Genomic DNA, 13250 nt, shown 5'->3' with positions numbered 1-13250 from the left:
CCAGCCGGAGAGTCGTCAAACCCACTGTTCGAGAGACGCCGACGAGGGGTGGGCTGGATGCGGGCTCGAAAGCCTTCGGGATCGCCCGAGAGAGCCGCGGGACGATGAGCAGCCGCCGCGTCACGGCGACCGTGGCCCTCGGCGCCCTGTGTGGGCTCGCCTGGGCGGCGTCCTTCCGTGCGGTGATGAGCGAGTTCGCCGGCTACGGGTCGACCGTCAGCTGGCTCGACACGTTCGCTGCCATTCTGCTTCCGGGAGTGATCGTCGGCGGCCTGCTGGGGTGGGCGCACACGATTCGGTTGCGCGGGGGACGCCCCGGCTGGCGTTGGCTCGGTGCCGCGCCAGCAGTGTTCGCCATCGCACCGATGCTCCTTCCCGATGCCATCGTGGCGTTTGTCACGCAGGGTCTGGGTGGAGGAGCCGTGGCCGTCGCTCTGCTCGCCATCGGCGGAGGATTTGCCACCTCGGGGCGAGGCCGGCTCTGGGCGCGCATTTTGTGCGGTGTGATCAGCGCCCTGTTGATCGTCGGCGTGACGCTCGCGACGTTCGGCATTGCAGGACCACGCCTTGCGGTGACCGAGCCGCGTGGCGTCTGGGTCGCACTGCTCGCCTTCTCGCTCCTCGTCCTGCTCGCGATTGCCTCGTCGATCCCGTTCCGGCCGGTGATCGAGGCGCAGCCCGACGACGGTGTCCCGGTGGCGGCATCCGAACGGCGAGATGGAGCTCGATAAGCCGATCGCCGAGTTGGCGGCTCAGCAGTGACTATCAGGCGCAGTACTCCGGGGGGATCTCTTCGGTCGCGGGCAGCACGGTGACCATATACGCAAGGCCGTCCCTGAACTCGAAGATGATCGAGGTGTCCCCCTCAGTGACCCGGAGCGCCGAGTCCGAGAACAGGGTCTTCTCCTCCGTGGCATTCGGGTAGGCGGCGCGCACGTCCTTTTCGGTCGAGCGCAGACCGACGCCTGCTTCTGTGTGTGGCAGGGGGCCCTCACCCGTGCCGCCGTCCTGCACCTGGACGCTGCCGATCACGTCGGTGCCGGTGGTCACGCCGTCCCGGATGCCGGTCTGGGCGATGACGTAGGTCATCAGGGGATTCAGATCGCCGGCCGAAGCGAACCACGGGCACCTGTCCTCGAATGAGGGATCGAGTTCATGAGGTGCAGGCAGGCCCAGCATTTCGCGAGCGTCGGCGAATGAGCCGCCCAGCAGGTACGGCCCGATACCCTTTGCGCTGATCAGCAGAGGATCAATCGTCGACTGCTCCGACGGAGCGGGCGTCGGCGACGCAGATGCGGACGGACTGCGGGTTGGGGTGGTCGTCGGTTGCGTCGACGGCGAATCGCTCGGTGCGGGCGTGCTCGCCGTCGGTGATCCGGCGTTGAGTGCCGCGGTGGCGGTCAGGCCGACGACGCCGCCCACGAGGATGAGCGCGAGCGTCGCAGCCGCCCACTGCATCCCATGTGGCCGACGGCCAGGTCCAGGCGTGGAAGTGTCGGCGTGGACGGTTGCCGGCGCCGACGCGGATGTTGATCCCACAGCGGCGCGGCCGTGTAGCGATGCGGCTGCAAGTCGGATCAGTCCTTCGCGGATCGCGTCCGAGCGGTCCGGGGTGAACTCAGGCATCAGACACCTCCTTCTGCAGAGAGGTCGGGTTGAAGATCCGCGCGCAATCGTGACCGCAGTCGTGATAGACGCATCTTGGCGGCGGGCTCGGAGATACCCATGGCACCGGCTGCCTCCGAGACGGTGAAGCCCTCCAGTGCGGTCGTCGCGAGCAGTCGCGCATCAGCGGGCCGCGCTACGGAGATCACCAGGCGCAGCCGGGCGACCGTCTCGTCATTCTGGTCGGCGTGCAACTCTGCGTGGTCCGGTTGATCGCGCGATGGAGGCAGGCGGGACAGGAACCGTCGATGGCGGATGCGGGCCCGGGTCGCGTTCCTGGTCACGTTCTGTGCTGTCACGATCAGCCAAGGAAGCGCCGATTCGTCGACGAACCGAATGCTGGACCGTCGACGCCAGAGCTCGAGAAAGACGGCGGCGGTGAGGTCTTCGGCGTCGGTTGCGGAGTTGCCGCCCATGACCAGATGCCGGAATACCCGGTCACGGTGCCGATCCCAGATCAGGCCGTAGGCCCGCTCGTTGCCTGCCAGCAGTTGCTGCCACACGGCCTGGTCAGATTCTTCCCTCACACTTCATAGTGTCCGCAGTGACGTGATCGGTCACACGTACCGACATAACGAAAGATCTCGCAGCGCGACCTTCGGCTACCAGCTGCCTGCGGCCTGAACGGTGAATGCCGTCCCCAACCGGTTTTTGGTCTCGACGTTGTCCGAGGAAGCGGAGCCTCGAGCCGCCGGTCTTCTACCGAGCCGGCCACATGGTGCGCTGCCGGGCGCTACCGGCCGACGGTGAAGTCGTCGCCGGACCCCTCGTCGACTGCCTCGCCGTTGATCAGGATGTCGTCACCCGAGCCGCCCCACAGTGCGTCATCTCCGCCCCCACCATCGAGGGAATCATCGCCCGCGCCTCCGGTGAGTCGGTCGGCGCCGTTCTCGCCGTAGACCGCGTCATCGCCAGAGCCGCCCATCAGGTCGTCGTCGCCCTCGCCACCGCAGAGGACGTCGGAGCCCGAGCCGCCGCGCAGGCGATCATTTCCGGCGGTGCCGACGACGACCTGACTGCCCGAGCCGCCCTGCTGGGGGGCGAAGACGAGTTCGTAGTGCCCGAATGCTCCGCTGCCTGTGCCGGCTTCGGCAATCGCCTGGTCGCAGACGCTGCCGCCCGAGGTGGGCGTGACGGTCAACAGCGCCGTCAGGGGCGACCCGAGATCCGCTCGCGCCGTGTAATTTCCTGGCGTTGTCGGAGCGGTGATCCGGCCGGTGTACGCGCCGGTGACGCAGAACCCTATCGTCCCGCTGTCGAACCCCGCGCCGTCGATCGTGAAGTCGATGGTGTCGCCGTCCCGGCAATTCGTCGCCACCCTCAGAGTCACCGTCGATCCGGGGGCCACCTCCGACGGGACGACCTGCAGGATCAGCGGCGGATCCCCAGGTGCCGCCGTCGCACTGCCTCCGGCGAAGGCCGCCACGGTGACAAGCGCCCATACGACCACTGCTCTCACGAGTCCCCCCGCCGATCGTCCTGACGTTCACGGTAACAGCGGAGACCATGTGGATGAAGTGCCCCGGGCCGATTTATCGACGGAAGGCCGTCCGGGGACTTGTCAGGGTCAGGCGAACAGCTCGTCGAACGTGTCCATGCGTACGCGGGGCGCAGCGAACACCCCCTGGAGCGCAGGCTCGGGGTTGACGGCGGTGGTGCTGACCGACTCCGTGAGAGCGCACGCGGACGCGGTTGCAGCGGTCCGTGAGGGACCCCTCAGCGGGCGCCGTTCACACAACCGTCGCCAATCGTCTCGATGAGGGCGCCTTCAAGGACAGTCGGACGCACGGCACGCCAGTGTGAGTGCGACTGCATCCGGTTTGCACAATGCGGCGGTCGCGTAGAGAGTCCCGTTGCTACGCCCGTGTGAAGTCGGGTAACTGCCAGGCGCCGTCGAAGGCGGCGGGCTGAGGTCCGTAGATTCGGAAGTAGACGAACCATCCGGTGCCGGGCTTGGTCTTGATCCACCGGGTCGCACCGTTCGCGTCTGCGGGCGACTCCGGCGAGAAGTGGAGTCTGACGGTCTGCCCCTCCAGGTCGGCGAGCTCGTACATGGAGCGGAGCGCCGCTGAGTTCTGGTCAGAGAGGATCTCGCTGCGTGTTTCCGCGTCGTAGACGGTGATCGACCAGAACAGGGTGGCGGGGACGGGGAGCGGGACATCCAGGGTGTAGGTGTTCTCGCCGTAGAGGTAGTCGCCGTTGCCGTCGCGGAGGCCGAGCCAGTACAACGAGCCTGCTCCTGGGGACCGGGCGAACATCGCGGGTGATTCGACCTGCGCTTGGTAGAACCATTTCTCGCGGGCATACAGGTCGGTGTAGTCGGCTGTGTCGAACGTGCCGTTCTCGGACTGCAGAACAGCCCATTCCCACTGCGTGCCGGGCCACACCTCCTTGATGGGGCTGCGGTCGGCGAACGACTGTGCCAGCAAGTGCGCGTGCCCGATCACCGCCGCCTTCGCGAGGATCCCGGACTGACGTGTGTCGGGGGCGAACGTGCGGCCGCGAGCGATCCCGAGCTGCGCCAGCTCGCCGTACTCGTACCGGTAGGCGGGGTTCGGTGGCTCTTCCTGGAGGGTCTCGTGGAGCACTCGCCAATAGTCCAGTCCGGTTTCCCACCGCACCGGGGTGAAGTCCGCTCCGTCGAGGACGGACAGGTCCACCCAGGTGGTCTCGGGCCAGTCCTGTCGTGGCTCCAATGGGTATACCTTCACGGACTGCATGAGCCGGTCCGCCGCGTCCATATCACCGCCGATGGGCATGGCACGGATCAAGCCCAGCACCCGATTGGTCGTGGACCTGCCCACGAACATGCCGTCGGGGACCGCACCGTCCCACCCCGGGGGGAGGACGACGTGTTTGCCGCCCGCTGCTTTCGCCGGGCCGGGGAGCCCGTAGTCCATCACCCAGAGCTGGTTGAGGTCGTTGAAGGTGCCCATGATCGGCCCGGGCGGGACCTCCAACACGATCGGGCCGTCGGAGAGATCGAGCGCGACAGCGCCATAGGGGGTGTCGGAGTTCGGGGTGAAGACGAGCTGCTTCGGCGTACCCTTCAACGCAGGGAACACCTTGTTGGGGATGACACCGCCGGTGAGATTCCCGCGCCAGGTCGCTTCGAACGACACGGTCGGGTAGAAGAAGCGGTACGCATGCAATGCCCGCACAAGGTCTGCCTCATCGAAGGCGAATGCAGCGGTCTCGGCGGTGGGAAACCCGCCCTTGATCTCGTACGCGTTCTCGTCGAACATGGCTGCTCCCTTGCCACGGATCAGTGCACCACCGCCGACGATACGGCCCCGAGGTGGCGCAAGTCGACGAGCGAACAACGATCGCTCAACGGGCACCGGCTATGCGACTGGTATGAATTCGTCTCGTCGGCGAGACTCCGGAACTCAGGAGTCGCCGCTCACCGACCGATGCTGACGTGGCCGATGGGCCTGCGTTCCGAAGCGACCCACAGTCGCGACCTGATCAGTCGACGAGTTACTGGTTGAAGAACGTTTTCAGCACAGGGGCGATGAGTTCGGGGGCGACGACGTGTCCCTGCCCGTCGAGCGTGTGTCGTTCGGTCCGGGGGATGGCAGCGGTTATCGCTTTCGCGGCGCGGTCGAAGAAGTCGATCGGGAGGCCTGCGAATTGGGGCTCGGTGGTCGGACCCTCGGTGATAACCAGGACCGACTGATTGATGCGGGCAAGTCTGTTCGTGGGGATCTTGTAGCCATTGAGGATCTCGGCGTCCTTGACGAGCGTGTGGGCGAGCGCGACGGACGAGGCCCACATCGGATGCTGTTTCCCAGCTGCAATGTCCGCGTCGGATCCGCCCGTAAGCCTCATGAACAGTTCCAAGAGCTCCTCGTCCCGGCCGGCTTTGTCTGCCTCGTGAGTGTCAGCGAGGTACTGGTTGAACCTCGGCCACTGGTCGTCCCCGATCACGTACGGCACATCCCACACCGCGATCTTGTCGATCGTCGAACCTGCCGCTGCTGCCTCCAGCGCGAGGGCGCCGCCAGATGAGGCGCCGTACACGTGAGCTGAGCCGCCGGCTGTCGCAATCAGCGCGTCGAGGTCTTCCACCTCCCGCGCCAAGGCGTACGGCGGTGTATTGCCGCTGGCGCCCCGGCCGCGTCGCGCGTAGTTGTAGACCGTGAAATGGTTGGCAAGGAGCCGGGCCAGTGGCGCGTTCTCAGCGCCGTCGTCCAGGGTGCCGCCGACGAGGATCACCGCCGGGCCTGTGCCTTTCCGGTCGTAAGCGATCCTCGTACCGTCGGCGGACGTCACACGAAGTGTCATCTCGTTCACTGCTTCTCTCCATTTCTCGCCATTTCTCGATGCGTGGTCGTCACCGTCGGATTGCGGTGATCGACCCCGGGGTTGCGGGTGGCGCGCAGGGCGAACAGGAGCGCGTCGACGCTCAGTTCCGCCGCGCCGTCCTCGGGCAGCGGTGCGCGGCTGTCCGACTGGGCGAGCGCGCGGAGCACGGGCTCCAGTTCCTGCCCGCGCTGGGTGAGTTCGCGTGCGAGCAGAAAGCGCCCACCGTTCCTGATCACCGCGGTGACTGCCGGAAGCAGTAACAGGTCGTGCCCGACTCGCGTGCGAAGCTCGGCGATGTAAGGGGAGATGGGCATGCACTCGAACCTACCGAGCGCGTCCGAAAGCCGGTCGATCAGCGCGCAACGCGTTGGCATAGCGCTCCGCGCGATGAAATGCGGGGCCTGTCGGCGCGTTCACCGCAAGAACGTTAGGCGCTCTACGGTTCATCGACACCCGTCTAGTTCTCGGACGATGTCGTCAGGCTTCGTGGACATATGCCAAGCGTCGGCAACCGCGGATAGCATGCGTGATGCATTTGGTAAGCGCGGAATCGTTCAGCCGGCGCCAGCTGCTCAATGCCTTAGAAGCCGCCCATGAAATCGCTTGGATCGCCGTTCGTCATCCACTCTCGAGTGGTCCCGATCTCCTGAAGTCCGGCCGCGCTCAGCAGTATGACCGACGCAAGCACCGACGCGATCTGACCATTCTGCGGCCCGAAGCTCGGTACCACGGAGCCGGATAGTAATCCCCAGGTCAGGCCCACGTCTCGTGATTCACGCGCTCGATCACCGTCGATAAGTGATACAACGCCCAACGAGAAACGGTAGCCCGCCGCAACGACTTTCGTCTCGGTCCTCGACAACGCAGCCGCGACATCGACGCTTAGACCGACAGGATCGTCGGCTGTCACAGCAACGAAGCTGGAGTAGCCAAGTGCTTCGGTGTAATCGTCCTGGTGTACGTAGGTGGGAGAGGTCGAGATTCGCAGATCCGGAAATCTTGCCACGAGCGCTTCTTGCAGCACTTCGATCTTCAGCCGTCCGACGTCCCGCAGTGTGTAAAAGAGTTGTCTATTCAGATTGCTCTCTTCGACTCGGTCACCGTCAACAAGTCTCAAATGACCGACACCTGCGCCCGCAAGTTGCATTGCGAGCAATGAACCAATGCCTCCGCAGCCAAGAACGGTGACCGAAGCTTCACTGATAAGGCGCAACCCCGTCACAACTTGGTGAGCCTTTGTGCACAGTCCAAGAAGATATGAAGTCGTTCGGCTTGTGGATGCCTGTCGCAACGAGCGCGAGAGCGATAGTAGGTCGTTGGGTGTCCCTGTCGTGAGTGCTCCGACTGCCGCGATCGCGCTCCACAAACCGTCAGTCTGGCGAGCTTTCGCGTCCAGTTTGGTGACGCCTTTTGGCCCTATGACAGTGTCCACCCCGGTCTGATCCTCACCGAAGATCAGACCGGGGTGGACAAGCGCAACGGGAACGCCCGCGTCGCGTGACCTCAACAGATGACTGGCGGTATCGTGGTGGAAAGTGCCAAGGCTCGTGACAAGCGGCGGCAGGTGAACCATGCTCATCAACGCGACAGTAGGCGTGTCAGTTGTTGTGGACGCTCACCCGAATTGCGCCGTCCGCTCTCTGCACGCTGACGTTCTTCGCCTGACTGGCGAACTCGTCTCCAAACGCATCCGCTAGCGACCTCTTCTGTTCATCCGTCAACTTGAGGGTTACAGCCTTGTCATCGTTGACATCTGCCATCTTGATCCTCCTTCGATGTACGGGCCGAGCACTCGGTCCCACTTGGATTGTGCCCTATCGGGATGGTCCTTGCCAGGGGTCTTTCGTGTGCGCTATCCCGGGCCAAATCCGCGAAGTCGCGGCCGCTGAGGGCTTCGCCGCGTACTTCGCGAGCGGTGGATATTAACGCCTGCCTTCTGCCGCGACATTGCAGGCGGCGCAAAGAGCGGGGCAACAGCTCCGTTAGAAAGACTGTCCGACATCGGCAGATTCTCAACCATTTGGGCGTCAGATAACGTCCGGGCGTTAGGGCTCCATGCCCAACGTCCGCAGCAGGCGCTCCTCGTCCGCGGACAAGTTGGGGCGACCTCGCAATTACGTGTCGATCGAGTTTGTGAGCACCTGCTGTAGCTTTTGTGGGTCGGGTTCGTAGTTCCAGGAGACAGTCGGCCCGTTGCCGGGGACTACACGATCCCCGTTCACCACCCAGAGATAGCTGGCGGTGTGCATACTGCCCGTAATGACGTGTTCCTTTTGCAAATCCGCTTCCTGCCATCTACTCAAATAATCTTGACTCGCTGAACCCACTGGATTCATCACGATGCATGAGCCGGCTCCCGCTGCTCGGGCGAACATGTACATGAGCTTCGAGGCAGCCCATTTGACGCTGTCCTGCCCGGTGTATCGGCCAACCCATGAACTTGCAGCCTCGAACAACTTCTCGCGCTCGGCAGACAGCTGAAACTGCGGCAGCAACTGCGAAAACCGACCCGACCACTGATCGATCGTGTGAAGGAAGCTCACTGCTTCAGAGATGTCTAGATTCCCATCGGGGGATGGCCTGCAAAGAACAATGCGCAGGGTGGTGTTGTCGCTACGGACGGCAACCGTACTAACCCCAAGCGTCTTCAGGGACATCAGGTGTGTCGCGATGAGATCCCATGCGGGAACAGAGAGCGCGTTGTAAGTTGTTCGGGCCGCGTTCAAAGCGATGTCGAGTGGAACGAATGGCGTCGTCTTCACAGTGCGCAGATCGACGGTGGCGAAACCGGTGACCGCGAGCGCATTCGCCAACTTTATTAGATACACGATCGCCTCGTGGTGGTTCTATGTGACGCGGTTCGGGAGATGCGGATAGCAGACCGCCGGGATTGGAACGGGCGTTTCGAAGCGGCATCCAGGCGGTTCGTTGTCCTTTGAAAGACTCGCGAGACCCGCGAGCCCGGATTCAGCTCGACTAGCGACAGGTCATGGGTTGTCACGTGAACTCCTTGTAATCGCAGCGCCGCTGGCGCCAACATATCTCCAAACGGCGGAATCTACAGTCTCGGACAAATGTAGGGACTCCAACGCTGAACCCGCTGTGCCCTCCCGGTTTATCACAGACCGATCGGGTGAGAACTGTACTCGCCGGCATAGCGCTCGAGGTATAGCCTCACCACTCGATGCAGGCGGAAGTTGATTGGGGAGTTAAGAGGCACTAGATGCTGGGAGGAGAACGCGCTACTGTGCGGACAATCAGTGCCGCGCGGAGGTGGGATGTGGCTGGGGATCAGTTTTTGAACGCGACGCTTGAAGTGAAGCGCAAATTCATTCGCCGCAAGGCTGGCGAGATGGGCCTCACCGTCACGAGCGAGTACAGGAATGACCCAAACTCGTTCCATGGCAAGAATCGCGCTATCGATGTCGCAGGTGCGCCGGCAGCCATGGCCAGATTCTTTCGCGCCTTTGAGCCGCTCGCACGCGAGAAGAAGGGTGTGCGAGAACTCTTTTACGACCCGGTTGGCGCCTGGGACAACTTCCAACGGATCCCGCCCGTCGGAGGCCATTCCGATCATGTCCATATAGCGTTCGACCCGCCCCCGACGTCCTCTTGATGGCCAACACGCTTCGCGCTCAGCCGCGGCCCCCCAGGTTTCGGCCAGCATGAGTGTGAGCGCGCCCCAACCGCTGGCCGAACTGCGCGCGGACCGAACGCTCCGGGACGGGGGACTGTGGCGAACGGTACCGTGAGCGTCCGCGGGCTCGCGTTCATCGGCAGGTGGGAGGGATTCAGTCCCACCCTCTACAACGATCCGCTCGGGCATTGCACGATCGGCTACGGCCACCTAGTGCACAGAGGACGGTGCACCGGGTCCGAGCCGGCTGAATTTCGGACTGGTATCAGCCCTGCGCGCGGGCTCGCCCTCCTCCGTGGCGACAGTGGAACGGCGGTTCGCGCGGTTAACGCTGGCGTCAGGGTGCCAATGACACAGCATAAGTTCGACGCGCTGGTCAGCTTTACTTTCAATATCGGCGCCAGCGCCTTTCAGAGTTCGACCCTCCTGCGAATCGTGAATCAGGGACGTCATGGTGAGGTTCCCGCAGAGCTCAATCAGTGGACCGACGGCGGACTGGAGGGTCTAGTAAGGCGACGGACTGCCGAAGGCATTCTGTATGTCTCGGGACAGTATTGAGAGCCAACCCGATCGCCCGATCGGCCTCCGTCGTCCGAGGGACGAGCGGTTGCTCAGGAATGAAGTTCGCGAACTATGTGACAAATTCGCGGCGGGATCACACGCGGCTTCGGTCGTCCGAGCCGCGCCAGTGCGGAAAGGGCACCGACTCGTCTCTACGGGTGCGAGATTCGCCCGCAAACCGGTCCCTCAGCGTCCATGATCGCACGACCGGAGCGTTGGGAATGTGAGCGACTTCTTGAGCAGCGGTTGTGCGAATCGGGCCGGACCCCCAGGATGGGCTCACCCTTTTTTGATCGTCTTTTGCAAATGGGTTTCGGGGAGAGTGAGATTCCGTGCGAAGGCGTGTCGCTGGGCTTGTAGCGTTGGCGGCTTCTGTAACTCTGCTCGTTGGTTGCTCGACCCCCGCCGCGCCTCCTACTAGCACCCCGAGTCCCGAGGCGACCTCCTCGGCTCCGTTCGAGGTGTCCGCGGACGAATTGCAGTCCCTTGAGGCTCCCGCGATGTGCGGCCGAGATGCTGGAACGCTGGTTGGTGGAGAACTTCCGATCGGGAATCCGTCCGCCGACGGGTTCACGATGCTCGCGAAGGATGAGAACCAAAACGACAAGGTGCTGTATGCCGCCGGAACAACAGCCGCCTACTCGTCGGGCATCGTCGCTGTGGTGTTCCGTTGCAGCGCGGGCGGGGTCGCGCTCCCCGAGGTGATCGGCTTCTACGATTCCAACCTGCAGCGGATAGATTCCGTCGACCTGTGGGACCTGGATCAGCAGGACCATTCCAACGTGCTGACACTCGCGCTCTTCGAGGACAGCTTCGAGGTGACGTGGACAACCAACGGTGAGCCCTGTCATTTCGGTGCCGACAGCAGTGTTCCTCGTAGTGGACGGTTCACGATCGAAAACGGCAATGTCGCGACCAGCGACCTGATGACTGGCGAGTCGGACCAGCCATGTCCGATGGAAATCGCAGACCCCAGCACGTGGATCATCTCCGAAGATGGCATCGGACCGGTCACTCTCGACTCGTCAGTGGCAGCGATCGATGGAACGATCCAAGCGGCCTACGACCCGGGATTTGCCTGTCAGCAGCTCACCAGTTTCGGTTCCATCGCTTCGGACCCGTCCAATGTCCTGTTCACGTCGGGATTCGAAGTGGTGCACGACGTGACTGTCAGGACGTCCGATCCGCTCTCGTCCACTGCCGCAACGACGCCCCGCACCGCCGAGGGCATCACGCTAGGTAGCACCACCGAAGAATTGATGCATACCTACCCGGAACTGGCACGGAGTGATGGCGAAAGCACAAGTCTCGTGGCGCCCTTCGGTGACTCGTTTCTGATTGTTGAGCTGACCGATGGAGGAGATTTCGTTCGCGGCATCACAGTGAGCCAGTCGCCCGAGATCCTTGGGTACTGCGAGTGAGCGACAAATAGACCGCCACCACGATCCGGCGGATGATGCGCGGTGTGTGTAACTCAACTCCGTGGGATTCCTCGGCAACTTCGCGTCAGCAATTGCTGGCTCGCAACCGAGCGTCAAAGCGCCCCCAAGCCGGTGCCTCAACGCGCGTTCAGGAGCGAAATGCCGGAGGCCGAGCGGGGTTGCCGCAGAGTCGCAATCATCGGCGCGGTTTTTTGGGCGTGTCCAGATGGACAGTCCTTACGTCCAGGTCAGGCAAGGCATCGATCTCTTCCCGACCAAGGGCGACCAACTCTTGACCAATCTTCGCCTGCGTGGCCTTCATGCGAACCTCAAGGTCCCGTATCTGCGCGGTGCAAAGAGCGCTGATCGCTGCGCAATCGCGCGCGTCCATGGCATGCACCTCCGTGCTCATCTGCGTGACGCTAGCGATCTTTGGAACGGAAAAGCCGGATACGGTCAGGTAGGCAACCACGGTTACCTGCTCGAAGTCGTTCACAGCGTGCGAAAGATGGGCATTGCGCAGATCTACTATGCGCTGGTGCTGACCCCGTTGCTCGGGCGTGTAGATGGCGACCGAGGGCCGCTCCGCGCGACGCACTCCGGTGCTGAAGGCTCGGGCATACGTGATAGCGGCTGCGATCCAGAGAGCATCCTCCGGGGGGTTCGCATAATCGCCACGCTGATCCGCGACTCCAATATAGGAATCCGCGAATCGCTGTGCAGTCTGAAAGTCCCGTCGATAACTGGCGAGGTCCCGGAGATTGGCGGCACACGGGGTTGTCAACTTCCACTACGCGGTACCCCTTTGGCGGCTGCATGAGACTGCCGGATTGATCCGTGGTGAACTTCACAAGATCACCAGGCCGTGCGACATTTCCCTCGCCCATCGGACTCTTCGTCATCGCGCCACGTTCAGGGCGCGATTGATGCCCGGTTGGAGAAGCGTGCGGCTAATCACGTCTGGCCCTCGCTAGCGCTGTACGCCGAAGCTAGGCCGACGGTCATGAGGAGGTAAGAGGTCGGATGGGATGTCCGACACCCGCGGTACCTCTCCGGTCTCATAGATCGCCGTCGCCCACTGGACGACGTGAGTAACCGTCTGCCAGGCGCCTCCGAAGTCTGAGATCAGACCGAGCGTGAAGAGAAGCCCCAGGAGGATTGAGACGAATTTCCTCCGGCTGAACTTCTTGCGGAGGGCATGGCCGACATCATGGCAGAACATTGGCGACCGATCGGGAACCGGCGTCTTGGCGCCGCCCGCAAGCTGGTCCGTCAGTGGCGCTGTTTATCGCGTGCGGCACGGAGCGACGGGCTCGTGCCTTGCTGCGTTAGATGGGCGGGTGGCTGGGCGGTTCGCGGCGGCCCAAAAGCCGGTCGTTGTGTGAGCAGACGTGGGGGAGTGTGCTGCTGGATTTCGAGAACGTCATCTGCTAAGTCTGGCTGAGACTATCTGTCCGCTAGCGAAAGGGCTCAGCGCCTGCGATGCCTGCGAACGATCGCGCCAACGCCGAGATGTCCGCATGACGGATGATGCTGGTGCTCACCTGGGCGGTGCCGCCGTTTCTCGCCGATCCACCGCCCAGATACGTACCGGGAGGGTCGGCTGGATCGTCTGGCTGATCCTGCTGCTCGCGACCGGGTGGCAGGTGATGAATGCA

14 protein-coding genes are annotated in these 13250 nt (G+C 63.3%); 4 read left to right on the top strand and 10 right to left on the bottom strand.

The window, feature by feature from the left end; all coding sequences use genetic code 11:
* The first annotated feature begins 104 nt into the window (after positions 1-104).
* The gene (locus tag BM349_RS00065; protein ID WP_091700697.1) at positions 105-731 is read left to right on the top strand and encodes a hypothetical protein; all 627 of its coding nucleotides are present in this window, start codon (positions 105-107) and stop codon (positions 729-731) included.
* Between the two features lie 34 nt (positions 732-765).
* On the opposite strand, the gene BM349_RS00060 is transcribed toward BM349_RS00065, so the two are convergent.
* From BM349_RS00060 to BM349_RS00025, 9 genes are all read right to left on the bottom strand, one after another.
* On the bottom strand, positions 766-1422 hold the full coding sequence (locus BM349_RS00060) for a hypothetical protein (protein WP_139230854.1): 657 nt from the start codon (positions 1420-1422) through the stop codon (positions 766-768).
* Positions 1423-1625: 203 nt separating this feature from the next.
* Complete coding sequence (locus BM349_RS00055) at positions 1626-2168, bottom strand: RNA polymerase sigma factor (protein ID WP_091700691.1); 543 nt, start codon at positions 2166-2168, stop codon at positions 1626-1628.
* Between the two features lie 230 nt (positions 2169-2398).
* On the bottom strand, positions 2399-3124 hold the full coding sequence (locus BM349_RS00050) for a calcium-binding protein (protein ID WP_091700688.1): 726 nt from the start codon (positions 3122-3124) through the stop codon (positions 2399-2401).
* Between the two features lie 397 nt (positions 3125-3521).
* The gene (locus BM349_RS00045) at positions 3522-4910 is read right to left on the bottom strand and encodes a DUF1254 domain-containing protein (RefSeq protein ID WP_091700683.1); all 1389 of its coding nucleotides are present in this window, start codon (positions 4908-4910) and stop codon (positions 3522-3524) included.
* 235 nt (positions 4911-5145) lie between these two features.
* The gene (locus BM349_RS00040) at positions 5146-5952 is read right to left on the bottom strand and encodes an alpha/beta fold hydrolase (protein WP_175525198.1); all 807 of its coding nucleotides are present in this window, start codon (positions 5950-5952) and stop codon (positions 5146-5148) included.
* Positions 5953-5957: 5 nt separating this feature from the next.
* A complete protein-coding gene (locus tag BM349_RS00035; protein WP_091700675.1) occupies positions 5958-6287 on the bottom strand; it encodes an NUDIX hydrolase in 330 nt (109 codons plus the stop codon).
* 266 nt (positions 6288-6553) lie between these two features.
* A complete protein-coding gene (locus BM349_RS00030; RefSeq protein WP_139230853.1) occupies positions 6554-7552 on the bottom strand; it encodes a ThiF family adenylyltransferase in 999 nt (332 codons plus the stop codon).
* 19 nt (positions 7553-7571) lie between these two features.
* On the bottom strand, positions 7572-7733 hold the full coding sequence (locus BM349_RS18670; protein WP_175525137.1) for a hypothetical protein: 162 nt from the start codon (positions 7731-7733) through the stop codon (positions 7572-7574).
* 354 nt (positions 7734-8087) lie between these two features.
* Complete coding sequence (locus tag BM349_RS00025) at positions 8088-8786, bottom strand: hypothetical protein (protein WP_139230852.1); 699 nt, start codon at positions 8784-8786, stop codon at positions 8088-8090.
* A 467-nt stretch (positions 8787-9253) separates the two neighbouring features.
* Here BM349_RS00025 and BM349_RS18485 point away from each other — a divergent pair, with 467 nt between their 5' ends.
* The 3 genes from BM349_RS18485 to BM349_RS00015 all read left to right on the top strand — a co-directional run bounded on the left by BM349_RS18485 (position 9254) and on the right by BM349_RS00015 (position 11592).
* The gene (locus BM349_RS18485) at positions 9254-9589 is read left to right on the top strand and encodes a hypothetical protein (protein WP_139230851.1); all 336 of its coding nucleotides are present in this window, start codon (positions 9254-9256) and stop codon (positions 9587-9589) included.
* Positions 9590-9706: 117 nt separating this feature from the next.
* Positions 9707-10168 carry a lysozyme gene (locus BM349_RS19070; RefSeq protein ID WP_091700666.1) on the top strand — a complete coding sequence of 154 codons (462 nt, stop codon included), beginning with the start codon at positions 9707-9709 and terminating at the stop codon, positions 10166-10168.
* Between the two features lie 578 nt (positions 10169-10746).
* On the top strand, positions 10747-11592 hold the full coding sequence (locus BM349_RS00015) for a hypothetical protein (protein ID WP_091700663.1): 846 nt from the start codon (positions 10747-10749) through the stop codon (positions 11590-11592).
* A gap of 196 nt (positions 11593-11788) precedes the next feature.
* Here BM349_RS00015 and BM349_RS00010 read toward each other — a convergent pair whose 3' ends face one another.
* Entirely contained in the window at positions 11789-12190 is a 402-nt protein-coding gene (locus BM349_RS00010) for a hypothetical protein (protein WP_091700660.1), read from the bottom strand.
* Positions 12191-13250: the final 1060 nt, after the last annotated feature.

Source organism: Microbacterium sp. cf046, assembly GCF_900114345.1.
GTDB lineage: Bacteria > Actinomycetota > Actinomycetes > Actinomycetales > Microbacteriaceae > Microbacterium.
Note: the sequence above shows the minus strand (reverse complement) of the source record. Positions and strands in the feature narration are given on the sequence as shown.

Excerpts from the sequence above, each read along its gene's own strand:
- BM349_RS00065 (WP_091700697.1), top strand. The coding sequence starts at position 105 with ATGAGCAGCCGCCGCGTCACGGCGACCGTGGCCCTCGGCGCCCTGTGT.
- BM349_RS00045 (WP_091700683.1), bottom strand. The coding sequence starts at position 4,910 with ATGTTCGACGAGAACGCGTACGAGATCAAGGGCGGGTTTCCCACCGCC.
- BM349_RS00040 (WP_175525198.1), bottom strand. The coding sequence starts at position 5,952 with ATGACACTTCGTGTGACGTCCGCCGACGGTACGAGGATCGCTTACGAC.
- BM349_RS00035 (WP_091700675.1), bottom strand. The coding sequence starts at position 6,287 with ATGCCCATCTCCCCTTACATCGCCGAGCTTCGCACGCGAGTCGGGCAC.
- BM349_RS00030 (WP_139230853.1), bottom strand. The coding sequence starts at position 7,552 with ATGAGCATGGTTCACCTGCCGCCGCTTGTCACGAGCCTTGGCACTTTC.
- BM349_RS18670 (WP_175525137.1), bottom strand. The coding sequence starts at position 7,733 with ATGGCAGATGTCAACGATGACAAGGCTGTAACCCTCAAGTTGACGGAT.
- BM349_RS00015 (WP_091700663.1), top strand. The coding sequence starts at position 10,747 with ATGCTCGCGAAGGATGAGAACCAAAACGACAAGGTGCTGTATGCCGCC.